The sequence below is a fragment of the Chthonobacter rhizosphaerae genome, assembly GCF_013839525.1.
GTDB lineage: Bacteria > Pseudomonadota > Alphaproteobacteria > Rhizobiales > Pleomorphomonadaceae > Chthonobacter > Chthonobacter rhizosphaerae.
Window position 1 is genome coordinate 1 of record NZ_JACDIS010000013.1, and the last position, 26,150, is coordinate 26,150.

Consider the following 26,150-nt stretch of genomic DNA (forward strand, 5'->3'; position numbering starts at 1 on the left):
GACCCCTTCGAGACCGGAGACCCTTCAGGCTTGCTGCCTCGAAGCGTCGATCCGGAGACGACCATTCCCGCCGGCACCGCGTCGCCGCAGCGCCGCCGTCGATGGCGCTGATATAGTCCCCCCTCCCGCCGCCTGTCAACACGCCAATTCAAAAAACCGACACGAAAGCCGATAGAAGGCGGTTTTCCGCGGTTTTCGGACCGGCGACGGGCGCGGGTCGTCGTGGGTGTCGTAGGGGGTGTCGTGGGGGGTGTCGCGTTCGGCGCCGGGGCTCACGCCCCGCGGCCGGCGGTGGTCCGGCCGGGCCGACGCGGCAGCCGGAGGCGGCTCAACCTGCGTTTCAGGGGCGACGCGGCCGGCCGCGCCGTCGCCGGATCGAGCAGGGCGCGGTCGGCGAGCTCGCGCTGGATCGCGCCGATCTCCGGCGGCTCTAACGGCTGAAGGCTGCGCCCCGCGCCGCGGAGGATCTCGACGGCGCCGAGGAGCGAGCCCTGCAGCGCGAGGGTGGTCTCCACGGCGGCGGCGTCCGCGCCGAGGTGTTCGGCGAGGAGATCCGCCCGCAGGCGCCGGATGGCGACCCGGACCGGATCGTCGGGCCCGGTGTCCGGCCCCGCCTCGATCGCCAGGTCGCTTTCGGTGTCGAACCCCATGGAGCGGTTGTTCAGGTTGGACGACCCGACCCGCAGGATGCGGTCGTCCACGATCAGGATCTTGGCGTGGACGTAGATCGGCCGCCCTTTCTCGGTGACCGGATAGTAGAGGCGGAAGCGGCCCTGGAGGTCCACGGCGCGGATCTGCTCGAGGAGGATCGCCCGGGCGCCGCCCATGACCTCCTCCTCCAGCCAGCCGTCCGCCGACTGCGGATTGACGATCACGAACTCCGGGCCGTCCGGCTCCGCGAGCCGCCGCCCGATGGCCTCGGCGATCGCCTTGGAGGCGAAATACTGGCTCTCCAGATAGACCGACCGGCGCGCCGCCGCGATCGCGTCGAGATAGAGCCGCTCGATCTCGCGCACCTCCGGCCGGCCGTCGTAGGCCGGGTTCGTCCGCGCGATGGCCACGTTCACCCGGTCGAAGTCGCCACCGAGATGGACCGGCCAGATCGGCGGCGCCGGCGGCGGCGCCTCGAGCCGTTCGCCGGTCGCCTTCAGCCAGCGGTCGCGCGCCAGCTCGCCGAGCGCGGCGGCGGCCGGGCCGCTGACCGCGGTGGTGGCGTCGTGCCAGGGACCGTAGCGTCGGCGCGTGGTCGGCCGCCGTCGCCGCGGATCGTCGTCCAGGTGGTCGCGGGTGTCCCACCGGTCGGCGGTGATGTCGATGCCGCCGCAGAAGGCGAGCACGTCGTCCACCACCACGATCTTGTGGTGGTGCGCGGCGGTGGCCGGGTGGGCGCCGTCGAGCTTCAGGCGCACGTTCTCGTGGGTCATCCAGTCGAGCACGAAGAGGGGCGTCGACCCCCGGCCGAGGGAGAAGAGGACGCCCATGTCCCACTTCAGGAGGCTGATCTTGACCCCCGGCCGCGTGCGGGCGATCCAGTCGAGAAACCGGCCCAACCGCTTCGGGGCGCCGTCGGTCGCGTCCGGGTCCAGGGAGACGCGGGTGTCGAAGTCCCAGCCGATCAGGTAGACCGAGTGCCGCGCCTCCAGGATGGCCTGGCGGACGGCCGCGAAATAGTTCGCCGCGTCGATGATGACGGACAGACGGTCGGCGCGCGCGATCCGCCAGCAATTGCGCCCGACCTCCAGGATCGGCCCGGTGGGGCTCCGGCTGTCGCGAACGGGAGGAGAACTGGCAAGAACCATGGGGCGGCCCGCTGACGCTGACGGTCGCCCGGCCGCCCGCGCGGTTCGCCGAGGCGGGCCGGGCAGGCGGTCAGGCGGATGTCAGGGTTCAACAAGCGGAGCCTGAGCCGAGTTCCACCGTCCGGCCGGAGGACGAGGGACCGCGCAGGCGGCGCGAGGGGGACCGCCGGGCCGCCGGACGGGCGCGCGGTCAGGGCGTCCAGGGGCGCGGCGGGCCGTCGCGTCCGATCACCTGGAAACTGTCGCCCGCCACGGCCTGCCAGGGTCCCTCGCGGCCGTCGGGCCAGAGAACGCGGACCTGCGGCGTCGCGGTCGCGCCGAGGCCGAAATGCCACCAGCCGAGCTGGCCGCCCGCATGGCCGCCGCCGATGGTGACCTCGCGCCGGATGATCCGGTCGGCCAGGCGGACCTCGATCCAGGCGCCGATGGCGTCGCGGTTGGGCGGGTCGTCGGCGAGGCGGATCTGCAGCCAGTGGCCGGCGCCGGCGGTGGTGTTCCGCCAGATCTCGGCGTCCTTCCAGCGGTTCGCGACCACGAGGTCGACGAGGCCGTCGAGGTTGAGGTCGACGAGGGCGCCGCCCCGGCCGATCCTGGTGCTGGCGACCCCGGCGCGATCGCCCGCCTCCACGAAGGTGCCGTCCGGCGCCTGGAGGAGGAGGTTGTTCGGATCCTCGGCGGCGAAATCGGGCATCTCGGCCACGTTGCCCTTGGCGACGAACAGATCGGCGAAACCGTCGTTGTTGACGTCCTGGAAGTCCGCGTGCCACGCGGTGCTCGGCCGGATGTCGCCGCCCACATAGGGGCGGTGGGCGGTGACGCCGCGGGCGAAGGCGACGTCTTTATAGACCGGGGCGGCGGAGGGTTTCGGGTCGGCCAGCGTCTGCAGCTTGTTGTCCGCCATGCTGGTCAGGAAGTATTCCGGAAAGCCGTCGCCGTCGAGGTCGGCGCCGGCGATGCCCATGCCCCAGATCCTGAGGGATTTCCAGCCCTCCGCCTCCGTATAGAGTGCGGGCGGCTTGCCGGGCTCGACGCGCCAGAGCTGTTCCTGGCCGCCCTTGTAGTATTCGCGGTCGTTGGAGACCCTGAGCGACGGGATGCCGGAGCGGTTCCAGTCGGTGAACAGCATGGAGAGCGCGCAGTGGCTGGGCGCGAGCGGCACCGGCGGGCCGAAGCCCCGGGCCGGTCTGCCGCCCTCCACGCGTGGGCGATGCAGCCGGTTTTCAGCGCAGTTGCCCCACGGCATGGCGCCCTTGTCGAGGTCGATGTAGGTTCCGATCGCGAGCGTCGGCCAGGCGGATCCGGCCTCGAAGGTGGCCGAGAAGGCGCTCGTCCAGGCATCGCCGCCCTCGAACGTCCAGGCTTCGTTGGCCCGTTCGAACCGGCAGCCGCCGAGACCGCGCATGACCACGGTCTCGCCGATTCTGAGAAGCACGATGTCGTCGATGTCGTCGGCGTCGATGTCCACCGGGTAGACGCCGGTGACCCGGTCGAGCTCCACGCCGCTCTCCACGGCCTGGAAGCGCAGCGGCCCGCCGCGTTCGGAGCCGTTGCGGTAGAGGCGGGCGGGCGCCGTGCCGCCGGCGAAGACGAGGTCCGGGAAACCGTCGCCGCTGCAGTCGAACGCCGCGACGCCGCCGCCGACCATGTATTCCCAGTCGCCCGCATAGACCGACCGGATGCCGGACGCCTCGGTCTCGTCGACGAACCGGGGCACGAGAGGACCGCCGCCGGCCTCGGCGGGCGCCGCCGCCGCAGCCGCGATGAGGCAGGCGGCGAACCGGACCACCAGGGAAGGCATGCTCATCTCCACGTGCTGAGTCGGACCGCGTGCGCGCCGATGCAGGCGCCCTGCTTCAGGCCCTCCGTCACGGCGGACCGGAAGTGGATGCCGCCATGAAACCGCGACAGGCCGGCCTCCTCGGCGGCGGCCCGGAAACTCGGATAGGACCGCGCCGGCAGGCCGTCCGCCTCGTGGGTGGCGTCCGTGAACGCGTACGGGTCGCCGAAGGCGGCGGCGAGGACGGCCGCGGCGGCGCCCGACTGGGTGCTGTGGCCGCTGGGGAATTCCGGAAACGGCGGCGTCGCCATGATGGGCTCCCACGCCGGGTCGAAGAGCTTGCGGATGACGGTCACGGGCCGGACCGTATCGTAGCGGTACTTGGTGTGCCAGCAGCCGATGAAGGCGTCGGCGAGCGCGACGCCGAGCCGGGCGAGGACGTCGAGGCGGCGCTCCAGGGGGGCGCCCTCGGCCTCCAGGATCTGGACCGCGATGGAGATCCAGTGGCCGGGCGGCGTCGGCGACAGCATGGGGTCGTCGGCCCAGAAGCGCGCGATGGCGCGCTCCTCGGCGGTCAGCCGCGCGCTCGCCGCATGGAGTTCGCGCGCCTCCTCGTAGAAGGGAGAGCCGGGCGTCTCGTCATAGGCCGGCGGCGGGGGAAGGTCGCAGGCGGCGCCGGTCGGCATGGCGAACGGCCGGTTGGCGCCCCAGGCCGGCAGGAGCGGCGCCTGCTGCTGGCGGATGAGGCTGGTCGGCACCCAGCGGCCGGGCTCCCGGCTGACCGCGTAGGTGAGCGGGAAGCCCATGTTCTCCACCACGGCGCCGCCATCCGTGAGCGACCAGGCGCGGACGTGCTCGGCGACCGCCCGGCCGTGGGCGGCGCTCCGGGCGACCACGTCGTCCGCCACGCCCGCGGCGGCGGCGGCGCCGAGCTGCCTCGCGATCATGGTGATCGCGCGCTGGCCGGTCGGCCCGGTGTTCTGGAAGAAGCTCCGGGTGGCGTCTGCGAGCGCCGCCTCCAGGACGACCGCCTCGTCGTAGACGGCGCCGGGCTCGCGGGCGGGGACGGGCGCGAGCCCGTTCAGCTGGCCCGCCAGGGACTTCAGGCGCGGCGACCCGGACGCGGCCGCCTCGAAGGCGGTGACCGCCAGGTAGGCGAAGGACCGGCTGGCGACGGGCGGCGAATAGGTGGGCGTGTGCCGCACGAGTTCCAGCACCAGCTGGTAGCGGGTCTTGAGGATCGCTTCCGGTGTCTCCTTCGACGGGCCGGCCGCCGCGGCCGCGCCCATGGCCGACCAGCCGGCGAAAAGGCAGAGGCAGGCGGCCAGGAGCGCTGACCGCACCGCCTTCGGCAGCCACGGCGTCCGGGATGGCCGCAGCGCCAGGATACGGGAGACGCGCGCCCGACGGGAGCGCGCGCAAGCGTGGGGGGACAGCATCGGCCGGTCGTTCTTCTTGTCCATGTGACGCGGAGCCCGCGGACCGTGGTGCGCGGCGCCGGCTCATCTTAGCGGCAAGTCCACGGCTCGGCCACAGCTCCCGCGCGCGTCGCGGACGTGGAGCGGGAGCGATGGCCGGGACGGCGCCAGCCGCAGACGACGGGCGGCGCGGCGCGGCGCACGGCCTGAGCGCCCCGCCTGAAGCGCGGCGTTCAGCCTTCCACGGCGCCAGACATGCCGGTGAGCTTCGGCGGGTTCCGGCAGAATTGAAAAATTAAATTCGGCGCTCGTCGATTAGAAAAATCCGGTTTCGGTTGCGAAACACGGCCGAATGACTTATGTATACCTCGTTCGAAAATTGGCTCGTCGCTGATCAGCCCTACGGCTTTTTCTTGACATCGCTGGATTCGGATCAGGCGGGGCGGTGGTCGCTCCGCTCGACGCGCAGTCGTGCGCCGTCGGTTTTATTGCGTTGTTCAAGGGAGGCCACCATGGCCACTGGTACCGTCAAGTTCTTCAACACCCAGAAGGGGTTCGGCTTCATCGAGCAGGACGCCGGCGGCCCGGACGTGTTCGTCCACGTGTCGGCGGTGGAGCGCGCAGGCATGCGCAGCCTCGTTGAAGGCCAGAAGCTTTCGTTCGACATCGAAGCCGACCGCCGGACCGGCAAGTCGGCCGCGTCGAACCTGCAGAACGCCTGAGTTCGCTCAAGTCCGCGCACGCGACGCGCGGATCGGCCGGCCCGGCTTCCGTCGGGCCGGCAACTCGCGTCGTCGCCGGCTCGCGTTTCACACGAGGTGGTGAATGGCTCGAAAGCCGAAAAGCAAGTCCGAATTCGTCCTGTTCGACGTGATCTACCAGGACGGCAGCCAGCGGTCCAACCGCCGCGTCCCCTCGGACATCCTGGGTGGGCTGGACGGCGACGAGCCGGCCCGCGGGGTGATCGAGGAGCAGGATCGGCAGATCGCCGAGCAGTCCGGGATCCCGCCGGCGCCGATCAAGGTGATCCGCCGCGCCGGGCGGTCCTGACCCGCCGGCGGCGCCGGTGCAGCCCTGCCGCGAGCGGCCGCCTTTCGGGCGGCAGCCGCCTCCATCGGATCCGGCGCCCTCGGCGGCCGCATACCGAACGGCAGGATCGAGAGAAGCCGGACCGAAAGGGGCCGCGACGAGAGCGACGCGATCAGAGCGTTCACCCTGGAGCGGCTCACCCATGAGCGGCTTTTCTCCGAGCGCCCGAACCGGCCGCCGGCACGATGAAGCGGAGTTTGAACATCATGACCAAGGCTTATGAGGTCGGCCAATCCGTCCGACTCGCCACACCGTTCGCGGCGGCGCAAGGCGCCGGCGACGTCTACACGGTGCTGCGCCGCCACGAGATGGACAGCGACGATCCGACCTATGTGATCGAGAGCGAGGTCGATCGGCGGCTGCGCCGTGAATCGCACAGCCGCCTGAAGCCGGCCGCCGGCTGACGCACCCCGGCGGACCTGCGCGGGCCGCCGCCCTTTCCGCCGCGTCCGGCATGCCGCCGGGCGGGCCAGCCCCGCGCTGATGCGGGCCCCGGCAGCCATGGCTGCCGCTTCCGGACGGTCCGCCCCCGCGGCCGCCGGCTACGCCGAGGAGGCGCCATGAAGATCCTGGAAATGCTGCCGGACCTGGATTCCGACGCACTCGCCACCATGCGGATCAACGCGATACGGCTCGTTGAACACGGCACGGTCAAGCAGAAGCAGCAGGCCACCGAGGCCTTGCCGCTGATCGAGGCCGAGCAGGGCCGTCGCGCCGAAGCCGGACCGGCGAAGCCGAAGCCGCGCGCCAAGGCGGCCGACAAGGCCGACGGCAAGGCGCCTGCCAAAAAGGCCGCCGCCAAGAAGGTCAAGGCCGGAACGGCCTGACCGTCGCCGCGCGTCCGCCCCCGGACCGCGCCCTCCCCTCCGTCTCTCACCCGACAGCCGTCGCCACCCCGGCGGCGGAGCCCGCCATGGACAAAAGGTCTACAGCACACATGAAGAAAGTCGCCGATCTCGCCGAACGCCGGAAGACCGCTGACGCCGCGAAGGCGCTGCTCTTGGAGAAGTTCAAGAACCGCCCGGCGGCGGACGATCCGGCCGTGGTCGCCCGCGCCGCCGAGCGGCAGGCGGTGAACGAGGCGCGCGCCGAGCGCCTCGCCGCCAAGGCGGCCGAAGCCGCCGCCGTCCGCGCGGCCGAGGAAGCCCTGAAGGCCGAAGAGGAGAAGGCGCGGGAAGCGGAACGCGCCGCGCAGGAGGCCGAGGCGCGGGCGGAAGCCGATGCGCGCCAGCAGGCCGATCGCGATCGCGCCCGCCGCGTGGTGGCCGACGAGGCCGAGCGCAAGGCGCAGCGGGACGCCCGCTATGCGGCCCGCAAGGCGCGCCGCTGACGGGAGCCGTCCGCGACCGGCAAAACGCTCCGCCAGTCAATCGCGTGAACGGGAAGATACGGGAGGGGCCCGCCTGGCGGGCCCTTTCGACTATGGGCTTGCCGGGGGGCTTGCCGAGGGGCGAGCCGGGCCGGACGGGTCGTCGGCCCTCCATCCGGCCGGGTCGGGCGGCCCTGGATCGACGAGGTCCGACGACGCTCGCCGATCGCAGGCGCTCGGCCGGCGGTCTCAGCCGGCGGTGGAGGCGGTGGCCGGCATGGCCGCGGCGGGACGCCGGCCGTCCGGACGAACCCGCTTCTTCGGCCCGGGCAGAAGCCCCTCGCGCTGAGCGAGCTTGCGGGCGGCCTTCTTGGTGCGGCGAACCGCTTCGGCCTTCTCGCGGGTCTTGCGCTCGGAAGGCTTCTCGTAGGCGCGGCGCTGCTTCATCTCGCGAAAGACGCCTTCGCGCTGGAGCTTCTTCTTCAGAACCTTGAGCGCCTGCTCGACATTGTTGTCTCGTACAAGTACTTGCAAAACATCCCCTTAATGCCGCGCGCCTGTTTCGGGTCGTTCAGCGATGGCGCGGGCCGATGCTGAGCGGCGACCATATCATCAATTCGCCTGAAGACCAGCAAATCCTCGTGACCGGCTCCGCCGACCTTCCGGCGCGCGGGTAGAAGAAAGCGGCCGTCCGCCTGGATTTTCCTCAGAAATGCAGGCCGCCGGGCGCCGGCTTCTGCTCCGAATACGGCAAATAGATCCGAATCCGGCCTGGAGCTGTGCTATGAAGAGGGCGGCCTTCAGATCTGCGAGGCCGAAGGCATCATAATGAAAACGTTTGTTCGCGGGGCTCTTGTGGCCGCCGCCCTCGCGCCGGCCGCCGCCCTCGCTCCGGCGCCGGCCTTTGCCGACGCCATGTCGATCGACTTCGCCTGGCACGCGGTGAGCTTCTGCCGGGACGCGCCGCGGAACCCGGTGATCACACTGTCGCACGTGCCCCGGGAGACCGCCGTGCTCCGCCTGGAACTGTCCAACGGCGACGCCGCGTCCGACTACGGCGGCGGCGACGTGGCCTTCACGGGCGAGCACGAGATTTCGGCCGACAGCCTGATGGCCCGCTCGCCCTGCCGGCTCGGCGACTACACCTGGACGATGACGGCGCTCGACAAGGCCGGCGGCGTGCTGGCGGTGGCGACGCGGACCCGCCGGGCCGACAGCTACAGCGCCCTGCGCTGACGCCCCGGCAGCGGCGGGTCAGGCCGCCGCCGCGGCGTCGCGGAAGCTCACCAGGCGCCGGCCCGCCTCGTCCCAGAGCACCAGGCGGACGCACGCGAGGCTCTCGAGGAGCGTCAGGCGGCCGATGGACGCCAGTTCGGGATGGCGGTCCAGCACCTCCGGCAGCCGGTAGAAGGGGATGCGGCTGCACAGGTGGTGCACGTGATGGATGCCGATGTTCCCGGTGAACCAGCGCAGCGGCGCCGGCAGGTCGTAGTGCGAGCTGCCGTGGAGAGCCGCTTCCGGATGGCTCCAGTCGGCGCCCTTGTCCCAGGTGGTTTCGTCGAACTGGTGCTGGACGTAGAAGAGCCAGACGCCGATCGTGGCGCCGATGATGGTGATCGGCGCCTGGACGAGCAGGAAGGCCTCCAGGCCGACCAGCCAGGCGAGGCCGGTGGCGACGGCCAGGATGCCGGCGTTGGTCGCCATGGCGCTGACCCAGGGTTCGGCGCCGGCGCGCATGAGGCCGACGGGCAGCCGGTGCTGCACGACGAACAGGTAGGTCGGCCCGAGAACGAACATCACCAGCGGGTGGCGGTAGAGCCGGTAGCGCAGGCGGCCGGCCCACGTGCGGGCGCGGTATTCGCGGACGGTGAGCGTGTCCACGTCGCCGATGCCCCGCAGGTCCAGGTTGCCGGACGAGGCATGGTGGATGGCGTGGGTGCGGCGCCAGACGTCGTGCGGCGTGAGCGTCAGGACGCCGATAACCCGGCCCACCCAGTCGTTGGCCGCGCGGGTGCGGAAGAAGGCGCCGTGGCTGCAGTCGTGCTGGATGATGAAGAGCCGCACCAGGAGGCCGGCCGCCGGAACGGCCAGAAGCAGCGTGCGCCAGTAGCCCACCTGGAGCGACGCCCACATGGCGGCCCAGAGGAGCGCCAGCGGGACGGCGGTGACGATGATCTCCAGGATGCTGCGGGCGTGGCTCGGCGCCCGGTAGGCGACAAGGATCTTGGGCCAGCGACGGGCGTCTGCGACGGCGTCGGCGGGACGCGCGTCTGCGACGGCGTCGGCGGAAAGGGTCGGAACGGTGTGAAATGTCATGGCGGCGGACCATATCCGACATCCGTCGCCCGCACCTCTTCTTTCGGCGGTCGCGGCTGATTTTTCGCACGGGTGAGTCCGCCGGCCGGCCTGGACCGCCTCAAGGGTCGGCGCGCGCCGCCCGGCGGCGGCATCCGGACGTGGCGCCGGCGCGCCGTGCGGGCCGGCCTCAGGCGGGGTCGGCGGTGCGGGCGGACGCCAGCGCGTCGTCCACCAGCGCCTGCAGATCCGCGATCCGGAACGGCTTGCGCAGCATGGGGATGCCGGTCGCCAGGGCGTCGATGGCCGCCGTGTCGGCGTAGCCGCTGGCGAAGATGATCGGCAGGTCCGGGTGGCGCTGGCGGGCGGCCCTCGCGACCTCGGCCCCGTTCATGCCCGGCATCGCGAAGTCGAGGATCAGGAGGTCCGGCCGCCGGTCCTCGATCCGCCGGAGACCGGCGGGGCCGTCCTCGGCGGCCTCCACGGCGTGGCCGAGCGCCTCCAGCGAGGCGGCGAGGATGCGGCGCACGTCCCGGTCGTCGTCGACCACCAGGATGCGGGCGGTCCGCCGGGACGGCGCGACCGGATCCTCGGCGGGCTCGGCGCGGCCGACCGCCTCGCCGGTGCGCGGCAGGTAGACCCGGACGGTGGTGCCCTTGCCGACCTCGCTCTCGATGCGGACGGTGCCGCCGGCCTGGCGGGCGATGCCGTAGACCTGGCTGAGGCCGAGGCCGGTGCCCTTGCCGACGCCCTTGGTGGAGAAGAAAGGGTCGAACGCCCGCGACAGGATCTCCGGCGGCATGCCGGTGCCGGTGTCGGACACGTAGATCTCCACATACTCGCCGGCCGTCATCTCGGCGTCGGCCGTCACGGCCACCGCGCGCGTGCCGATGACGAGCTCGCCGCCGGAAGGCATGGCGTCGCGCGCGTTGATGGCGAGATTCAGCACGGCCATCTCCAGCTGGGTCGGATCGGACAGCACGGCGCCGTCGCCGTCGAGCCGCAGCTGCACCCGCACCAGCGGGCCGAGGGTGCGGGCGAGGAGATCGCTGATGCCGGCGAGGAGGTCGGCGACGGCGACGGGCTTCAGCTCCAGCCGCTGGGCGCGCGAGAAGGCCAGAAGCTGGGCGGTGAGCTTGGCGCCGCGCTCGGCGGTCTCCAGGGCCGCCTCGGCGAAGCGACGGACCCGGTCCTCGTCGCCGGGCTTGCGACGAATGAGGTCGAGCGCGCCCACGACGGCGCCGAGCACGTTGTTGAAGTCGTGCGCGATGCCGCCGGTCAGCTGGCCGACCGCCTCCATCTTCTGGGCCTGGCGGAGCGCCTCCTCGGCACGGACCTGGGCGGTGACGTTCCGGCCGGACCCGATCACCCGGGTTATGCGGCCGGTCTCCGAGGCGACCGGCATCAGGACGCTGTCCCAGTATTCGACGCCGCCCGGCAGCTCGAAGTTTTCCCGGTAGTGGTGGGCGGCGCGCGTCCTGATCGCCTCGCGGTAGCCGGCGATCGCCTTCCGGGCCGCCTCGGCCGGCAGGATGTCGACGATGCGCCGGCCGACCACGTCGGCGAGGCGCATGCCCATGGTGGCCTGGTGGGCGGGGTTCATCTGCTCAACCCGGAAGTCGTCGCTCTCGTCGATCTGGACCACGAACAGGGCCTCGGGCGTATTCTCGAAATAGGCCCGGTAGAGGGCGTCGGCCTCCTTGCGGGCGGTCTCGGCGGCCTGGAGGGCCTGGCTGACGGCCTTGTCCTCGGTCACGTCGCGCCCGATGCAGTAGATGAGGCCGCCATAGGGCTGGATGGCCCAGGAGATCCAGCGCCACGTGCCGTCCTTGTGGCGGTAGCGATCCTCGAACACGCTGGTGGGCTCGCCGGAGGCGAGCCGGCTGAGCTCCGCGGCCGTGCGCTCGGCGTCGTCCGGGTGCTTGATCTCGGCGGCGTTCCGCCCCTCCAGCCAGTCCGCCGGCCAGCCGAGCACCCGCTCCCAGGCCGGGTTGACGCTGAGGAGGGTGCCGTCGGTTCGCGCGACGCACATGAGGTCGCGGCTGAGGCGCCAGATCTGGTCGCGCTCGGCGGTGCGCTCGGCCACCTGGGATTCCAGGTCCTCGTTGAGGCGGCGGAGCTCCTCCTCAATCGCCTTCCGCCGGGTGATGTCGATGGCGGTGCCGAGGACGCGCAGGCACCGGCCCTCGTCGTCGAAGAGGCCGCGGCCCTTGGCGGCCACCCAGCGGACGATCCCGTCCTCCTTGCCGACCGTGCGGTACTCCACGTCATAGGCCGCCCGGCGCGCCGGGTCGGTGGCCGACGCGTAGGCGGCCGCGACCGCCTCGCGGTCGTCCGCGTGGAGGCCGGCGTAGAAGTCCGCCATGGTGACCGGCACGTCCGGCGAGATGCCGAACATGGCCTTCACCCGCGGCGGCCAGAACAGGACGTCGTTCACCTCGTCCACGTCCCAGAAGCCCACCTCCGCGGCCTCGGTGGCGAGCCTCAACTGCTCCTCGCTCTGGCGCAGGCGCAGTTCCGCCACCTTGCGGTCGTGCACGTCCTCGACGAGTCCGTACCAGCGGGTGATGGCGCCGGTCTCGTCCCGGAGCGGATAGGCGCGGGCGCGCACCCAGCGCGGGTCGGCCGCGCCCTTGCGACGGATCCGGTACTCCACGTCGACCGGCTCGCCGGAGGCGAGGGATCGGCCGAACCGCTCCAGGGTGCCCGGGAGGTCGTCGGGCCAGACCGCGTTCCGCCAGCCGTCGCCGAGCGGTTCGCCCGGCGCCTGGCCGGTCATCTCCAGCCAGCGGGCGGTGTAGGAGGTGATCCTGCCGGACGTGTCGCAGGTCCAGGGCGCCTGCGGGTTGAGCTCCACCGTGTTGCGGAGATGCGCCTCGCTCTCCTTCAGCGCCTGGGCGGCGCGCGCCCGCTCCACGGCGGACCAGGTCCGCTCGGCGATGTCCTCGGTGAGCAGCCTGTCCTCGGCCGACCAGCGGCGCGGCGCGTGGTGGTGGATGTAGAGGAGGGCCAGGAAGCGGCCCTCCTTGATCAGCGGCACGGCGAGCACGGAGCGGGTGCCAATGGCCGCGAAGGCCGCCGCGGCGGCGGGGGAGAGCCTCGGGTCGGCGTCGACGTCGTCGACGCTCATGGTCCGCCCCGCCCGCAGTTCGCCGATGATCGGCGGCCCGAAAGCGTCCAGGTGATGGCGTCCGGCGACGCTCGCCATCGATCCGTCGGTCCAATCCGCCTCCACGACGAGGTGCGTCCCGGTCTCCTCCACCTCGGCGTAGCCGACCCGCCCGGCGCCCAGATGGACGCCGAGGTGCGCGGCGGCGGCCGCCTTGATCTCCTCCGGGTCCGCCATGTGGCGAAGCCGGTCGTCGAGGCCGAGGCGAAACTCCTGCCGGGCCCTGGCGAGCACCTGCTCGGTCGTCTCCGTGACGGCGCAGAACATGCCGCGGGTGTCGCCCGCCTCGTCGGCGAGGGGCGAATAGGAGAAGGTGAACCAGGTCCGCTCCTCGTGCCCGTGCCGGTTCATGACGAGCGGCAGGTCGCGACGGTAGACCGAGCGCCCGGCCACGGCGGCTTCGGCGAGGGGCCCGACGTCGTCCCAGATCTCGGCCCAGATGTCGGCGAACCGGGCGCCCATGGCGGCCGGATGCTTGCCGCCGAGGATCTCCGCGTAGGCGTCGTTGTAGAGGAAGACGAGGTCCGGCCCCCAGGCCAGGAACATGGGGAACCGGGACGTGAGCATCAGCCCGGTCGCGGTCTTCAGGGCCGCGGGCCATGAGGCCGGATGCCCGAGAGGGGAGCGGGACCAGTCGTGATCCCGGAGGAGGGCCGCGGTCTCTCCGAGGATGCCCGGAAAAACGTCGTCGCTGTCGACTGGCCGCGTCATGGGTGTCCTGTGGTTCTCGTCCGTCACGGTCGCGTCTCGGCCCGCCGATCGGCCGCTCAAGAGAACTCGCGCGGCCGCATTGCGATCCGGGCGGCGCGACAGGACGCCGGGACGGCGGGCCGACGCGATGTGAGGGCCGGTTCCGGACCGCGGTTCGACCCCGCCCCCGCCAACGCCCCACGCGGCCGACGCGTCATAGCTCAGATCGGGTCCATTTGCATGTGATTTGCATATTTAAGGATCAGGAGAATCCACCAGGAGACGGCACCAGGGCGCGGACACGGCGGACCGGGACGGGGCAAACGGGCTCCGGGCAAGGATCGAGGCGGCGTTCGGCCGGTCTGGGTCAACTTGGCCGGACTTGGACGGACCGGGCCGGACCGGCCGGGTCCCGGCGCCGACCGGGCCCCGGCGCCGGTCGGGACCGGGTGGCTCCGGGGCTTCGTCAGCCCTCCTCGACGAACACCTCGTCGCGCTTGCGCCGGACCTGCGGCAGCAGCACGACCGCCAGCACCGCGACCGCTAGGAGAAGGAGGACGAGGCTGATCGGCCGGGTGACGAACACGCTCGGGTCGCCGCGGCCGAGGATCATGGCGCGGCGGAGGTTCTCCTCCAGCATGGGGCCGAGCACGAAGCCGAGGAGCAGCGGCGCCGGCTCGCACCGGAGCTTCAGGAGCACGTAGCCGAGGAGGCCGAAGGCCGCGACGGCGAAGAGGTCGAAGGTGTTCGAGTTGACGCTGTAGACCCCGATGGAGCAGAAGGCCATGATGATCGGGAAGAGGACCTTGTAGGGCACCTTCAGGAGTTTCACCCAGAGGCCGATCATCGGCAGGTTGAGGACGATCAGCATCAGGTTGCCGATCCACATGGACGCGATGATGCCCCAGAACAGGGCCGGCTGTTCCGTGGCGACGTTCGGGCCGGGGACGATGCCCTGGATGATCATGGCGCCGATCATCAGCGCCATCACCGGATTGGCCGGGATGCCGAGGGTGAGGAGCGGGATGAAGGACGTCTGCGCCCCGGCGTTGTTGGCCGATTCCGGGCCGGCGACGCCCTCCACGGCGCCCTTGCCGAAGGCCTCGGGCGTCTTCGACATCTTCTTCTCGACCGTGTAGGACGCGAAGGCCGCGAGCACCGCGCCGCCGCCCGGCAGGATGCCGAGCACGGAGCCGATCGCCGTGCCGCGCACCATGGGGCCGACCATCCGGCCGAGGTCCTCGCGCGACGGCCAGAGGCCGCTGAGGCTGGCGCCGATGACCGTCCGGTCCTGGTCGCCTTCGAGGTTGCGGAGGATTTCGGCGATGCCGAACAGGCCGACCGCCAGCGCCACGAAGTTCAGCCCGTCGGCGAACTCCGGCAGGTCCATGGTGAAGCGGGGCGTGCCGGTGTAGATGTCCGTGCCGACGAGGCCGAGCAGGAGGCCGAGCGTCACCATGGCGAGGGCCTTGGGGACGGACCCGTGGGCGAGCGCGATGGCCGACACGAGGCCGAGCACCATGAGCGAGAAGTATTCCGCCGCGCCGAACTTCAGCGCGATGACGGTGAGGAGCGGCGCGAAGATGGCGACGAGGAGCGTCGCCACCGAACCGGCGAAGAAGGAGCCGAGCGCCGCGACCGCGAGCGCCGTGCCGGCCTTGCCGGCGCGCGCCATCTGGTAGCCGTCGATGGCCGTGACGGCGGAGGAGGACTCCCCCGGCATGTTGATCAGGATGGCCGTGGTGGAGCCGCCGTACTGGGCGCCGTAGTAGATGCCCGACAGCATGATGAGCGAGGACACCGGCTCCAGCTGGAAGGTGATCGGCAGCAGCATCGCGATGGTGGCCGTGGCGCCGATGCCCGGCAGCACGCCGATGAGCGTGCCGAGGATGACGCCGATCAGGCAGAACAGGAGGTTCGCCGGGCTGGCGGCCGTCGCGAAGCCGAGGGCGAGGTCGGACAGGAGTTCCATGGGGCGCGCCTCAGAAGGGAAGCCACGGGCCGAAGCGGCGGAAGGGAAGGCTGAGGGCGTAGCTGAACACGAGCGTGGAGAAGATCGTGACGGCGACCGCGAGCAGCACCGCCTGGAGAAGCGACATGCGCCTGGAGGCGAGCGCGGCCGTGAAGGCGGCCAGGAAGACCGCCGGCACGAAGCCGGCGCCGCGGACGGTGAGGCCGAACACGATCGGCGCCGGCAGGATGAACAGCATGCCGCGCCAGGCGAGCCGGCCGATCGGCTCGCCGTCGGACTGGACCGCGCCGCCGAGGATGACGAGGCCGAAGAGGACGAGGAGGCCGGAGAGGATGAGCGGGAAATAGCCCGGCCCCATCCGCAAGGCGGTGCCGAGATCGAGGTTCAGCGCCTGCAGGCCGAACAGGATCCCGAACAGGACGAAGAGGCCGCCCGCGATCGCGTCGGCCTTGTCGATGCGTTTGCCTTCCATGGAGATCGGATCCAGCCCCGCGAGGACGCGCCGAACGCGCCGGAGAGACGCGCCCCGGCGCTGCGGCCGGGGCGCTTCGGGAAAGAGCCCCGGCGCCGGTGGCGCCGGGGCGCGCTCGTCAGTCGGCGTAGACGCCGGCCGCCTCGATGACCGGCTTCCAGCGGGCGATCTCGGATTCCAGCTTGGCCTTCAGCGCCTCGGGCGTCGCATCGGCTGCGGGCGACGGGGTGGTGCCGAGCTCGCCCAGGCGGTTCGCGATCTCCGGGTCCGCAAGAGCCTTCTGGAGCGAGGCGGAGAGCCGCGAGGTCACGTCGGCCGGGGTGCCCTTCGGCACGTAGATGCCGTGCCAGACCGAAACCTCGAACCCCTCGAGGCCGCCCTCGGCGGCAGTGGGCATGTCCGGGAAGATGGCGAGGCGCTCCGGCGTCGTGACCGCGTAGCCCTTGATCGTGCCGCCCTTGATCTGCTCGGTCGTGTTGGTGGTCTGGTCGCACATGATGTCGACCTGGCCGCCGAGGAGGTCGGTCATGGCCGGGCCCGTGCCCTTGTACGGGACGGTCACGATGGGCGCCTCGAGCGCGGACATGAGCAGCATGCCGCACAGGTGCGACGCGGCGCCGATGCCGGCGTTGGCGAGCGTGATCTGGTCGGCGTTCTCCTTCACGTAGGAGACGAAGGCCTTCATGTCGGCGGGCTCGAAGTCCTTGCGCGCCACGATGGTCATCGGCACCTCGGTGACGAGGCCGACGTAGTCGAAGTCGTTGAGGGGATCGTAGGCGAGCTTGCGGTAGAGGGTGGCGCTGGTCGCCATGCCGATGTGGTGGAGGAGCATGGTGTAGCCGTCCGCCTCCGCGGAGGCGGTCCGGCCCGCGCCGAGCGTGCCGCCGGCGCCGCCCACGTTCTCCACGATGATCTGCTGGCCGAGGTCGGCCGACATCTTCTCGGCGATGAGCCGCCCGACCGTGTCGGTGGGCCCGCCGGCCGCGAACGGGACGATCATGGTGATCTGGCGTTCGGGGAAGGACTGAGCCTCTGCCGAGGTCGCGGCGAGCCATACGCCGGCCGCAAGGCCAGCCATCCTGAAGAACGACGTCATTCCCTTCCTCCCATTCATCTTCTGTTTCGCCATGCCCGGAGTCCCATGGCGGATCGGTCATTCGAAGCCGTCAGGCCGGAAACGTAAAGCTGTGGTTTTCCGCAGTCGATGCATTCTTTTGACATATCGGCGAAAAAACGCGAGAGTCCGGCCGCGCGGACGGGTGGCCGCCGGACCGCCGCCGCCCGCCTGTCCCGAGGGTCGGTCGCGCCTGATGCCGGCGCCTGACTGGTCGGAACAGCCGGCCGGATCGCGGTGTTCTGCCCAAGGATCGGGCACGCCGGCGACGCCCCGCCCGGATGCCCCGGGCCGGCGGCGCGTCAACGCCGCGTCGGGGCTCCGGCAGGCGGCCGAAGGCGGGCCATTCGGGAGGCGGGAATGGAGCGGCGGACAGGGATGATCGCTCTTCTGGCCGGGGTGGCGGGCCTTCTGGTGGCGGCCTGGCCGCGGCGCGGGCCCGCGCCGGCCGGCGAGGCGGCGGGAGCGGTCCGGTCCGCGCCGGTCACCGGCGCCGCGCCCGTCACCGGCGCCGCGTCCGCCACCGGCGCCGCGTCCGGACCGAGGCGAAGCGGGACGGGGACGGCGATCTTGGCGGCCGTCGCCGCGGCCGGGTTCGCGGCGGGCCTCGGCGTCGCCCTGCTGCCGGCCGTGCCGGACCCGGCGGACACGGCGCGAGCCATCCGGCTGACCGGCGGCGACCCGGAGGCCGGGCGGGCCCTCCTGCGCGCCCACGCCTGCATCTACTGCCACACGATCCCGGGCGTCGGCGGGGCCGACGGCTCGGTGGGCCCCAACCTCGGCGGGCACGCCGGGCGTCTGTTCCTGGGCGGGACGGCCTACAACACGCCGGACATGCTGGTGCGCTGGATCAGGGACCCGCGCTCGGTCGATCCGCAGGCCGACATGCCGGCCACCGGGGCGAGCGAGCGCGAAGCGCGCGACATCGCGGCTTTCCTGTACACCTTGCGGTGAAGGTCCGGCGCCTTGAACGGAACCGCCGCCACGGGCCGACGCTTCCCCCATGGTTCGTCGCAGACAAAAAATGTTAAATGCGAGCTGCACATCCATTGGCGCGGTGCTCTCCGGAGAGCGGCACCAAGCGGGCGAGATTGGTCCCGGCGACCGGGCGCCCCGCCCGTCCGCGCCGGGGATGTGCCGGCCGGCATGGTCGCAGCAGGCTTTCCGTTTCTCGTCGCCTGATCGGGTTCGTCATGTGGTATGTGCTGGCTCCGCTGATCGTCGCCCTCTACGCCTTCGTCATCCACAGCCCGACCTGGGCCTTCCTGGGCTTCATGATGGCGCAGGCGGCGCTCCTCTTCGTCGGGATTCCGGCGCGGACCCGCCGCGACGTGGACAAGCGGCTCCTGTCCTGGCTCGTCCTGTCGAGTCTCCTGGCGACCCTCGGCCTGCTCGACGCCATGATGCCGCTCGGCGTGCGGTCGGTTCTCTACCAGCACAACATCTGGTGAAAGGCGGTCCCGGCGCTGACGTCGGTCAGACCGCCGGAGACCAGTGGGTGGGTCGTGCCCCTCCCGCGACGAGGCGCGGACGCCTCGTCGCGGGAGGGGCCACGCGGCCCGTGGCGTCGTCTACTGGTAGAGGAGGCTCGGCAGCCAGCTGCCGATGGCCGGGAACGTGTAGTAGAGGATCATCGAGATGAAGACCATGGCGACGAAGGGCAGGATGCCGGCGAAGATGTCCGTCAGTTCCACCCCCTTCGGCGCCACCCCCTTCAGGTAGAAGGCCGACATGGCCATCGGCGGCGTCATGAATGACGTCTGGATGTTGAGCGCCACCAGGATGCCGAAGAAGAGCGGGTCGATGCCGTAGATGTCCAGGAGCGGCAGGAAGATCGGCACGAAGATGATGATGATCTCCGTCCACTCCAGCGGCCAGCCCAGAAGGAAGATGAGCAGCTGGGCGAGGAGCAGGAACTGCAGCGGCGTGAGATCGAGGGCGGTGAACCAGGATTCCACCACGTGGTGGCCGCCGAGAAGCGCGAACACCGACGAGAAGATCCAGGAGCCGACGAACAGCCAGCAGACCATGGCGGTCGACCGGGCGGTGAGGAAGACCGCCTCCTTGAGGCCGGTCCAGGTGAGCGCCCGATAGACGACGGCGAGCAGGATGGCGCCGAGGGCACCGATGCCGGCCGCCTCGTGGGGCGTCGCGAGGCCGAACAGGATCGCGCCCAGCACCGCCAGGATGAGAAGCGCCAGCGGGAAGAAGGAGGTGAGCAGCATCCAGGCGACCCGGCCGAAGGACACGTCGCCGAGCTGTTCCCGGCTCGGCTGCGGCGCGACCTTCGGGTTGATCATCGCCCGGATCATCACATAGAGGATGTAGAGGCCGGCGAGCATGAGGCCCGGCAGCAGGGCCGCCGCATAGAGCCGCACGACCGACACGCCCGCCATGGCGCCGTAGAGGATGAGCATGATGGACGGCGGGATGAGGATGCCGAGGCAGCCGCCGGCGCAGATGACGCCGCTCGCCAGCTTCTTGTCGTAGCCGGCGTTCAGCATGGCCGGCAGGGCGAGAAGGCCCATGAGGGTGACCACCGCGCCGACGATGCCGGTGGCGGTGGCGAAGAGCGCGCACGTGACGAGGCTCGCCACCGCGAGCGACCCGGGCACGTTGCGGGCCGCGAGCTGGATGCTCTTGAACAGGCGCTCCAGGATGTTCGCCCGCTCGATCACGTAGCCCATGAACAGGAAGAGCGGCACGGAGATGAGCACGTCGTTGGACATCACCCCGTAGGTCCGCTGCACGAGCAGCGGGAAGATGGTGTCGCCGATGGCGTAGTAGCCGAACCCCACCGAGAGCGCGACCAGCGTGAAGGCGATGGGAAAGCCGAGCAGGATCGTGCCGATGAACACGACCAGCATCAGCATGCCGATTTCGGGATTGGTCATCGGGCCACTCCCTCGGCGGCGTTGCGGGCGATCAGTTCCTTCTCCAGTTCCTCCACGTCGTGCTGGCGCTGCGGCCAGACGCCGGTGCGCAGGGCGATGACGCAGCGCGCCGTCTCGGCCGCGCCCTGGAGGCACAGGAAGAAGCCCGCGATCGGGATGATGGACTTGAAGTGGTAGAGCGGCGGACCGTTCGGGCTGAAGGACGAGTGCTCGTTGATCATCCACGACAGGCGCGCGAAGCCGTAGCCGGAGTAGACGAGCGCGATCACGCCGGGAAAGAAGAACAGGATGTAGAGGACGAGATCGAGCGACGCCTGCACCCTGACCGGGAAGAAGCGGTAGACGACGTCGCCGCGCACGTGGGCGTTCCGCGACAGCGCATAGGCGCCCGCCATCATGAACAGCGTGCCGTAGAGGATGTAGGAGACGTCATAGGCCCAGGTGGTCGGCTGGCCGAGCACGTAGCGCACGAACACCTCGTAGCTCACCACCAGGGTGAGGAGGAGGATGCACCAGGCGAACAGCTTGCCTACGGCGCTGCTGACCTTGTCGATGAAGAGAAGGGTACGGTTCATAGGAAAGGGACCGGCGGTTCGGTTGCGCGCGGCGGCGGCAGGCGCCGGAGAGCGGCCGGAAGCCACCCTCCGGCGCCTGCCGGACGCGTCCATCGATGAAGAGATCAGCCGTGGAAGTGCTGGTACGCCTGGGCGCGGGGCACTTCCCACTCCAGTTCGAAGCCGACCACGTCCTTCGCCCAGGCCTTCTGGCTGTCGACCACCTTCTTGAAGAAGGGATCGGCGGACAGCTGGTCGACCACCTGGGTCCAGGCGTCGAGCTGCGCCTGCAGCACCGTGTCGGGGGTCTTGACGACGTTGACGCCCGCGTCCTTGAGGGCCTGCAGGTCCTTCGGATAGCGCGACATGGCCTTCCAGACCATGTCGGACGAGGCCGCGTCGGCCGCCACCTTCAGGATCTGCTTCACCTCGTCGCCGAGGCTGTCGAGCTTCGTCTTGTTGTAGATGACCTCGAAGCACTCGCTGCCCTGGTGGTAGCTCTGCACCATGTAGGTCTTGGACACGTCGGAGAAGCCGAGCAGCCGGTCGGAGGTCGGGTTGTTGAACTCCGCGCCGTCCAGGAGGCCGCGGTCCATGGCGGGCACGATGTCGGCGGCGCCCATGATGGTGACGGCGACGCCCATCACCTGGTTCATGTCGGCGGCGAGGCCGTTGGTGCGGTACTTCAGGTTCTTCAGGTCGTCCGGAGAGGCGATCTCCTTCTTGAACCAGCCGAGCGGCTGGGTCGGCATCGGGGCCATCAGGTAGCCGGCGAGATCGAGGCCGAGCACCTGCTGGACGAGCTCGTCATAGAGCGCCTGGCCGCCGCCATAGCGGATCCAGCCGAGCATCTGGTTGGCGTTCCAGCCGAAGGCCGGCGGCGTCGCGAACAGCGAGAAGGCCTTGTTCTTGCCGTACCAGTAGCCGGCGACGCCGTGGCCGCCGTCGAGGGCGCCGGCGATGATGGCGTCCTGCAACTGGAGGGCGCCCACCACCGCGCCGGCGGGCAGAAGCTCCAGGGTCAGCCGGCCGCCGGACAGGCCGTTGACGATGTTGACGTAGTCCTGGGCGAACTCGTGGAAGATGTCGCGTGACGGCCAGGTGCTCTGGAACCTGAGGGTCGTGCCCTGGGCACGGGCGACGTTCGGCATCGCGACGCCGGTCGCGACGGCCCCGGTCGCGGCGACCGCGCCGGCGAGAAAGGTCCGACGCGTCTTGGTGGCCGGAGCCGGAGCCGCGGATGCCGGCTTGTCATCATTATGCATGAAGCACTCCTCCCTGACACAGTCCTCGGATCGTCGCCGCTGCGTCATGGCCGACTGTTCTTCGCATATGCGGGATGTCCCTTGCTCTTTGGCATGTTCTCCGCTTATGCTGCAAAGCAACATCGGCCTTCGGTGTTGGTCATCTTGGCGAGTCTTTTTGCGACGATCCCCGGAAGGATACACGGAGACGGACGCTTCGCTCCGCAGAACTGCGCCTAGGCATTTAGACTATTCGAATTAGACAGTCCAAACGGCGTTATAATCTGCAATGTGACATCGCATGGCGGGGCCGGCCGGGCGCTCAAGGCCGCTGACGCGGCGCACGAGTTCACCTGCGCCGGTTGGCCGTGATACCCTCGCCGGTGGCGGCGGAGCGGCGTACACGGGAGAGTGTCATGGCCAGATCGGTGAAGGACTTCGTCAGCGAGGCGAACGCGGTGGTGCCGAAGCTCACGCCCGAGGAGGCGGCCGAGCGCATGACCTCCGGCGACGTGCTGGTGGTGGACGTGCGGGACGCCAACGAGGTGGAAGCGACCGGCAAGCTGAAGGGCGCGCTCAACGTGTCGAGGGGCATGCTGGAGTTCCGGGCCGATCCGGAGAGCAGCTACTACAACCCGGAATTCCGCAAGGACCGCACCATCCTGCTCCATTGCGCGGCCGGCGGGCGGTCCGCCATGTCGGGCAAGGTGCTGAAGGACATGGGCTACACGGACGTCTACAACATCGGCGGCTTCACCGACCTCGCCGCCTGCGGGATCGAGGTGGAGAAGGCCTGAGGCGGCGGGCGCGGGTCCGGCCGGGCGGGGCGGCCGGCCGGTCGCCCCGGACGATCCGGAGCGCCGGCGCGACCGCCGCGACGCGTCAGACCACGATGGTGGTGACGATCACCAGCGTGTCCGGGTTCACGATCACGATCCGGCCGTCGGCCAGGATGAAGAAGACGTAGCGGCGGTAGGCCGGCACGATCTCGACGATCCGGGGCGGCAGGGGATGGAGCTCGATGGTCCGCGGGACCGTGGTGCCGACGGTGACCTCGATATCGATGTCGGTGACCGGCTCCACGTCGACCTCGCGGATCACCGTGGTGATCTCGGTCTTCTGCTCGACAGACAGGTTGACGGACGCCGCCTCGGAGGAGCTTTCGCCCGTGGTGGACTGTTCGGTCTCGGTGGTCTCGCTCGACGCGTCGCCGGTGGACTGGTCCGCATCGTCGCCGGTGGTCGCCTGATCGGGCGTGTCCGTCGACCCGCCGGACGCGGCGTCGCCGCCTTCGCTATCCTCGCCCGACTGGCCGGACGAGCCGCCCTCCGTCTCCGCGCCGGTGGTGGCGCCGGCCTCGCCGGACGACGAGCCACCCTCGGTGTTCTCGCCCGACTGGCCGGTCGTCTCGGTGGCGGCGTCGCCGGACCCGGACTGGGTGGCCGCGCCCTCGCCGGTCGTCGCGCCGGAGGAACCGGAACCGCCCTCCCCGGCAGCAGCGCCGCCCGTGTCCTGCCCGCTCTCGGTGGAAGCGCCACCGCTCGAGCCCTCGGGCAGCGGCTGGCCGGCCGAGCCGCTCGCCGAAGCGCCGGCTTCCGCACCCGCGCCTCCCGAGGTCGCGCTCCCCGAGGTCGTCGCGGACGCGTCCGCGCCGCCCTCGGCGGAGGAGCCGCCGGAGTCGCCCGGGCACCGGCCGGGCGCGCAGGGCTGGGCGGAGCCGCCGGAGCCGGCGGAACCGGCATCCTGGGCGATGGTCGGGGTCGCAAGGAGGAGGACGACGGACGAGACAGCCGTGAGCAGGATTTTGTTCATGACATGCACCTCCAGAATAGTGGGCCTGTCTGATGAACGGCGCAGGCGGGCGCCGAATTCCGGCTGCTCGCGGAGAGGGCGGGTGAAGCGGCCGGCCGCTCAACGCTCGCAGATGCGGCGCGGGCCGCGCCAGGGCTGGTAGGTGCAGTCGCTCGCCCGGAACGACCTGTAGGCGCGGCTGCACAGGTCGACGTTGCAGGCGCGGGGAGGCTCGAACGTGTCCACCACGTCGCCGCCGTCGTCGAGCACGGCGAGCGGCGGGTCGGCCGGCTCGTCGCGGCGGTCGGCCTCGCGCATGAAGGCGCGCCAGATCTCCGCCGGCAGTTCGCCGCCGGTGATCTCCTTCATGGGCTCGCCCTTGTCGTTGCCCACCCAGACGCCGACCACCAGATCCTCGGTGAAGCCGACGAACCAGGCGTCGCGATAGTTCTGGCTCGTGCCCGTCTTGCCGGCGGCCGGGCGGTCGAGGCGGGCGCGGCGGCCGGTGCCGCGCTCCACGGTGAGGCCGAGCATGGCGGCGAGTTCCTCGGCGATCGGCCCGAGCTCGACGGTCGGCGGCTTCACCGGCCCGACGGGCGTCCAGTCGTCGGCGCCCGGCGGGCTGGTCGCCTCGATGCCCCAGGGCTCGACGGGCGCGACGCCGGCCCGGACGGACGCGTAGGCGCCCGTGATGTCGAGCAGCGTCGTCTCCGACGTGCCGAGGGCGAGGCTCGGCGTCTCGGTGAGCGGCGCGTCGATCCCGAGTTCGCGGGCCGCGGCCGCGACCTTGTCGATGCCGACCTCCATGGCGAGCCGCACGAAGGCCGCGTTGAGCGACCGGGCGAAGGCCTCGGCGATGGAGACCTCGCCGAAATAGCGGCCGGAGTGGTTCTGCGGCGTCCAGCCGTCCACGTCGACCGGGCGGTCGAGGACGCGGTCGAGGGGCGAGAAGCCCTCCTTCAGGGCCGCGTAGGTGACGAAGAGCTTGAAGGTGGAGCCCGGCTGGCGGAGCGCGCTGGCAGCCCGGTTGTAGGTGGACGCCGCGAAGTCGCGGCCGCCCACCATGGCCAGGATGGCGCCGTCCGGCCGGAGCGCCACGAGCGCCGCCTCCGATGCGCCTGCCGCCTTGCCGCGTCTTTTCAGGGCGTCGCCGACCACGGTCTCGGCGATCCGCTGCAGCGCCGGATCGAGCGTGGTGCGCACCTCCACGTCGGCCCCGGCGCGCGCCGCGAGGGCGGCGGCGTCCTTGGCGACCCAGTCGGCGAACCACGTGCCGGCCGGCCGGCGGACCGGCGAGATCCGGTCGAGCTCGGCCGAGGCGGCTTCGGCTTCCTCCGGCGTCAGGGCGCCGGTCTCCACCATGGCGCCGAGGACGGTGCGGGCGCGGGACCGGGCGGCGTCGAGGTTCGACACCGGGTTGAGGGTGGACGGCGCGCGGATGAGCCCGGCCAGGATGGCGCTTTCGGCGACCGAGAGATCGGCCACGTCCTTGCCGAAGTAGACCTCCGCCGCGGCCGGGAAGCCCCGCGCACCCTGGCCGAGGTAGATGGCGTTCAGATAGCGCGTCAGGATCTCGTCCTTGCCGAGAGAGACTTCCGCCCGGAGCGCGAGGGCGAGCTCCTGGATCTTGCGCCGGAAGGTCCGGTCGTGGTCGAGGGCGGTGACCTTGACCAGCTGCTGGGTGATGGTGCTGCCGCCCTCCACCACGCCGCCGGCCTGGAGGTTTCTGAACGCCGCGCGCGCGATGCCGCGCAGGTCCACGCCGAAATGGCTCCAGAACCGCCGGTCCTCGATGGCGAGAACCGCGTCGACCAGATGGGCGGGGACGTCCCCGGCCCGGGCGTAGCGGCCGACCACCTCGCCGGCGGGCGACAGCCGGTCGCCGTCGGCGGTGCGCAGCAGCGCGACCGCCTGCCCGCCCGGGCGGTCCAGGGCCTCCACCGAGACGCCGGTGAACACGAAGGCGGCCGACGCCGCGACGCCGACCAGCGCCAGGGCGAGAAGGGCGAGAAGGGCGAGCGCCGCGACGGCGGGTCGGGGGAGCGCCAGGGCCCGGCGCGCCCTGGCCGGCCGGGGCGGCGCGGCTGCGCCGGATCGCGTGGCGGGGCTGGCCATCCCGGTCGCGGGGGCCGGCGCGGCCGGGATGGCCGCAGCGGCGGGCGTCGCCGGCGTGATCGGCCCGGCGGCCGTGCCCGGCCGGGGCCCGGGGCGCCGCGCCGCGGCCGCGGACCGCCCGGCTTCGATGGCGGACCGCCAGGCCTCGACGGCGGACCGCCCCGCGGCGGCGGCCGACCGGCCGGTGCCTGCGGCGGACCGCCCGGCGCGGGCGCCGGCGTCGCTGGCGAGCGCGTACAGGTGACGTCCCCACCGGACGATGTCGCGGGCGAGCGACCGGAGGAAGGCAAGAAAGAGGACCCGTGTGCTGTCGTTTCGCCGCGGGCCCGGGGTGCGGTCGCGGTCGTCCCTGACGTCGAACATGCGACCCTGCCTGCATGCCCCGTGAGGAAACCGGGACACCGGGACAGGGTTCCGACCGGTGGCGGAGAGACGCGCCGGGGCGGGG

At 71.4% G+C, this 26,150-nt stretch carries 23 protein-coding genes; 9 read left to right on the plus strand and 14 right to left on the minus strand.

The genetic code is table 11. From position 1 onward, the window contains the following. Positions 1-272: 272 nt before the first annotated feature. The 3 genes from HND91_RS18830 to HND91_RS18840 all read right to left on the minus strand — a co-directional run bounded on the left by HND91_RS18830 (position 273) and on the right by HND91_RS18840 (position 5,039). Positions 273-1,799 carry a phospholipase D-like domain-containing protein gene (locus tag HND91_RS18830; RefSeq protein ID WP_181708155.1) on the minus strand — a complete coding sequence of 509 codons (1,527 nt, stop codon included), beginning with the start codon at positions 1,797-1,799 and terminating at the stop codon, positions 273-275. Between the two features lie 190 nt (positions 1,800-1,989). Beyond that, complete coding sequence (locus HND91_RS18835) at positions 1,990-3,597, minus strand: CRTAC1 family protein (protein WP_181708156.1); 1,608 nt, start codon at positions 3,595-3,597, stop codon at positions 1,990-1,992. Positions 3,598-3,599: 2 nt separating this feature from the next. Continuing rightward, positions 3,600-5,039, minus strand: a complete 1,440-nt coding sequence (locus HND91_RS18840; RefSeq protein WP_246329580.1) for a vanadium-dependent haloperoxidase — start codon at positions 5,037-5,039, stop codon at positions 3,600-3,602. Positions 5,040-5,506: 467 nt separating this feature from the next. On the opposite strand from HND91_RS18840, the gene HND91_RS18845 reads away from it, so the two are divergent. The 5 genes from HND91_RS18845 (at position 5,507) to HND91_RS18865 (ending at position 7,413) form a co-directional block, all read left to right on the plus strand. Beyond that, a complete protein-coding gene (locus tag HND91_RS18845) occupies positions 5,507-5,716 on the plus strand; it encodes a cold-shock protein (protein WP_181708157.1) in 210 nt (69 codons plus the stop codon). Positions 5,717-5,819: 103 nt separating this feature from the next. Beyond that, positions 5,820-6,044, plus strand: a complete 225-nt coding sequence (locus tag HND91_RS18850) for a hypothetical protein (protein WP_181708158.1) — start codon at positions 5,820-5,822, stop codon at positions 6,042-6,044. Positions 6,045-6,289: 245 nt separating this feature from the next. Continuing rightward, complete coding sequence (locus tag HND91_RS18855) at positions 6,290-6,487, plus strand: hypothetical protein (protein WP_181708159.1); 198 nt, start codon at positions 6,290-6,292, stop codon at positions 6,485-6,487. 156 nt (positions 6,488-6,643) lie between these two features. Next, positions 6,644-6,910: a hypothetical protein gene (locus HND91_RS18860; RefSeq protein WP_181708160.1), complete on the plus strand. Its 267-nt coding sequence runs from the start codon at positions 6,644-6,646 to the stop codon at positions 6,908-6,910. A gap of 110 nt (positions 6,911-7,020) precedes the next feature. Next, positions 7,021-7,413 (plus strand): DUF6481 family protein, encoded by a 393-nt coding sequence (locus tag HND91_RS18865; protein ID WP_181708161.1) that lies wholly within the window; start codon positions 7,021-7,023, stop codon positions 7,411-7,413. A gap of 228 nt (positions 7,414-7,641) precedes the next feature. Here HND91_RS18865 and rpsU read toward each other — a convergent pair whose 3' ends face one another. Further along, on the minus strand, positions 7,642-7,926 hold the full coding sequence (gene rpsU, locus HND91_RS18870; protein ID WP_181708162.1) for a 30S ribosomal protein S21: 285 nt from the start codon (positions 7,924-7,926) through the stop codon (positions 7,642-7,644). A gap of 294 nt (positions 7,927-8,220) precedes the next feature. Between rpsU and HND91_RS18875 the strand changes: the two genes are divergently transcribed. Beyond that, positions 8,221-8,628 carry a hypothetical protein gene (locus HND91_RS18875; protein WP_181708163.1) on the plus strand — a complete coding sequence of 136 codons (408 nt, stop codon included), beginning with the start codon at positions 8,221-8,223 and terminating at the stop codon, positions 8,626-8,628. Between the two features lie 18 nt (positions 8,629-8,646). Here the strand turns inward: HND91_RS18875 and HND91_RS18880 are convergent, their stop codons facing one another. The 5 genes from HND91_RS18880 to HND91_RS18900 all read right to left on the minus strand — a co-directional run bounded on the left by HND91_RS18880 (position 8,647) and on the right by HND91_RS18900 (position 17,086). Further along, positions 8,647-9,708, minus strand: coding sequence for a fatty acid desaturase (locus HND91_RS18880; protein ID WP_181708164.1), 1,062 nt, complete (start codon positions 9,706-9,708; stop codon positions 8,647-8,649). A 169-nt stretch (positions 9,709-9,877) separates the two neighbouring features. Further along, positions 9,878-13,567, minus strand: coding sequence for a PAS domain S-box protein (locus tag HND91_RS18885; protein WP_181708165.1), 3,690 nt, complete (start codon positions 13,565-13,567; stop codon positions 9,878-9,880). A 445-nt stretch (positions 13,568-14,012) separates the two neighbouring features. Further along, on the minus strand, positions 14,013-15,518 hold the full coding sequence (locus tag HND91_RS18890; RefSeq protein WP_181708166.1) for a tripartite tricarboxylate transporter permease: 1,506 nt from the start codon (positions 15,516-15,518) through the stop codon (positions 14,013-14,015). Positions 15,519-15,528: 10 nt separating this feature from the next. Then, on the minus strand, positions 15,529-15,990 hold the full coding sequence (locus HND91_RS18895; protein WP_181708167.1) for a tripartite tricarboxylate transporter TctB family protein: 462 nt from the start codon (positions 15,988-15,990) through the stop codon (positions 15,529-15,531). Positions 15,991-16,108: 118 nt separating this feature from the next. Further along, positions 16,109-17,086, minus strand: coding sequence for a tripartite tricarboxylate transporter substrate-binding protein (locus HND91_RS18900; protein WP_181708168.1), 978 nt, complete (start codon positions 17,084-17,086; stop codon positions 16,109-16,111). Between the two features lie 396 nt (positions 17,087-17,482). On the opposite strand from HND91_RS18900, the gene HND91_RS18905 reads away from it, so the two are divergent. Continuing rightward, a complete protein-coding gene (locus HND91_RS18905) occupies positions 17,483-18,058 on the plus strand; it encodes a c-type cytochrome (protein ID WP_181708169.1) in 576 nt (191 codons plus the stop codon). Between the two features lie 239 nt (positions 18,059-18,297). Then, entirely contained in the window at positions 18,298-18,555 is a 258-nt protein-coding gene (locus HND91_RS18910) for a hypothetical protein (RefSeq protein ID WP_181708170.1), read from the plus strand. Between the two features lie 120 nt (positions 18,556-18,675). Here HND91_RS18910 and HND91_RS18915 read toward each other — a convergent pair whose 3' ends face one another. From HND91_RS18915 to HND91_RS18925, 3 genes are all read right to left on the minus strand, one after another. Beyond that, a complete protein-coding gene (locus HND91_RS18915) occupies positions 18,676-19,998 on the minus strand; it encodes a TRAP transporter large permease (RefSeq protein ID WP_181708171.1) in 1,323 nt (440 codons plus the stop codon). Further along, a complete protein-coding gene (locus tag HND91_RS18920; protein ID WP_181708172.1) occupies positions 19,995-20,573 on the minus strand; it encodes a TRAP transporter small permease subunit in 579 nt (192 codons plus the stop codon). The genes HND91_RS18915 and HND91_RS18920 overlap by 4 nt, the downstream gene beginning before the upstream one ends. Positions 20,574-20,677: 104 nt before the next feature. Beyond that, positions 20,678-21,817 (minus strand): TRAP transporter substrate-binding protein, encoded by a 1,140-nt coding sequence (locus tag HND91_RS18925; protein ID WP_181708173.1) that lies wholly within the window; start codon positions 21,815-21,817, stop codon positions 20,678-20,680. Positions 21,818-22,212: 395 nt separating this feature from the next. On the opposite strand from HND91_RS18925, the gene HND91_RS18930 reads away from it, so the two are divergent. Next, entirely contained in the window at positions 22,213-22,593 is a 381-nt protein-coding gene (locus HND91_RS18930) for a rhodanese-like domain-containing protein (RefSeq protein WP_181708174.1), read from the plus strand. A gap of 85 nt (positions 22,594-22,678) precedes the next feature. Here the strand turns inward: HND91_RS18930 and HND91_RS18935 are convergent, their stop codons facing one another. Further along, positions 22,679-23,608 (minus strand): DUF1236 domain-containing protein, encoded by a 930-nt coding sequence (locus HND91_RS18935; protein WP_181708175.1) that lies wholly within the window; start codon positions 23,606-23,608, stop codon positions 22,679-22,681. Positions 23,609-23,707: 99 nt separating this feature from the next. Continuing rightward, positions 23,708-26,065 (minus strand): PBP1A family penicillin-binding protein, encoded by a 2,358-nt coding sequence (locus HND91_RS18940; RefSeq protein ID WP_425485492.1) that lies wholly within the window; start codon positions 26,063-26,065, stop codon positions 23,708-23,710. Positions 26,066-26,150 lie beyond the last annotated feature (85 nt).

Coding starts and splice junctions, on each gene's coding strand:
- HND91_RS18830 (WP_181708155.1), bottom strand. CDS start 1,799: ATGGTTCTTGCCAGTTCTCCTCCCGTTCGCGACAGCCGGAGCCCCACC.
- HND91_RS18835 (WP_181708156.1), bottom strand. CDS start 3,597: ATGCCTTCCCTGGTGGTCCGGTTCGCCGCCTGCCTCATCGCGGCTGCG.
- HND91_RS18840 (WP_246329580.1), bottom strand. CDS start 5,039: ATGGACAAGAAGAACGACCGGCCGATGCTGTCCCCCCACGCTTGCGCG.
- HND91_RS18845 (WP_181708157.1), top strand. CDS start 5,507: ATGGCCACTGGTACCGTCAAGTTCTTCAACACCCAGAAGGGGTTCGGC.
- HND91_RS18850 (WP_181708158.1), top strand. CDS start 5,820: ATGGCTCGAAAGCCGAAAAGCAAGTCCGAATTCGTCCTGTTCGACGTG.
- HND91_RS18855 (WP_181708159.1), top strand. CDS start 6,290: ATGACCAAGGCTTATGAGGTCGGCCAATCCGTCCGACTCGCCACACCG.
- HND91_RS18860 (WP_181708160.1), top strand. CDS start 6,644: ATGAAGATCCTGGAAATGCTGCCGGACCTGGATTCCGACGCACTCGCC.
- HND91_RS18865 (WP_181708161.1), top strand. CDS start 7,021: ATGAAGAAAGTCGCCGATCTCGCCGAACGCCGGAAGACCGCTGACGCC.
- HND91_RS18875 (WP_181708163.1), top strand. CDS start 8,221: ATGAAAACGTTTGTTCGCGGGGCTCTTGTGGCCGCCGCCCTCGCGCCG.
- HND91_RS18880 (WP_181708164.1), bottom strand. CDS start 9,708: ATGACATTTCACACCGTTCCGACCCTTTCCGCCGACGCCGTCGCAGAC.
- HND91_RS18885 (WP_181708165.1), bottom strand. CDS start 13,567: ATGACGCGGCCAGTCGACAGCGACGACGTTTTTCCGGGCATCCTCGGA.
- HND91_RS18890 (WP_181708166.1), bottom strand. CDS start 15,518: ATGGAACTCCTGTCCGACCTCGCCCTCGGCTTCGCGACGGCCGCCAGC.
- HND91_RS18895 (WP_181708167.1), bottom strand. CDS start 15,990: ATGGAAGGCAAACGCATCGACAAGGCCGACGCGATCGCGGGCGGCCTC.
- HND91_RS18900 (WP_181708168.1), bottom strand. CDS start 17,086: ATGACGTCGTTCTTCAGGATGGCTGGCCTTGCGGCCGGCGTATGGCTC.
- HND91_RS18905 (WP_181708169.1), top strand. CDS start 17,483: ATGATCGCTCTTCTGGCCGGGGTGGCGGGCCTTCTGGTGGCGGCCTGG.
- HND91_RS18910 (WP_181708170.1), top strand. CDS start 18,298: ATGTGGTATGTGCTGGCTCCGCTGATCGTCGCCCTCTACGCCTTCGTC.
- HND91_RS18915 (WP_181708171.1), bottom strand. CDS start 19,998: ATGACCAATCCCGAAATCGGCATGCTGATGCTGGTCGTGTTCATCGGC.
- HND91_RS18920 (WP_181708172.1), bottom strand. CDS start 20,573: ATGAACCGTACCCTTCTCTTCATCGACAAGGTCAGCAGCGCCGTAGGC.
- HND91_RS18925 (WP_181708173.1), bottom strand. CDS start 21,817: ATGCATAATGATGACAAGCCGGCATCCGCGGCTCCGGCTCCGGCCACC.
- HND91_RS18930 (WP_181708174.1), top strand. CDS start 22,213: ATGGCCAGATCGGTGAAGGACTTCGTCAGCGAGGCGAACGCGGTGGTG.
- HND91_RS18935 (WP_181708175.1), bottom strand. CDS start 23,608: ATGAACAAAATCCTGCTCACGGCTGTCTCGTCCGTCGTCCTCCTCCTT.
- HND91_RS18940 (WP_425485492.1), bottom strand. CDS start 26,065: ATGTTCGACGTCAGGGACGACCGCGACCGCACCCCGGGCCCGCGGCGA.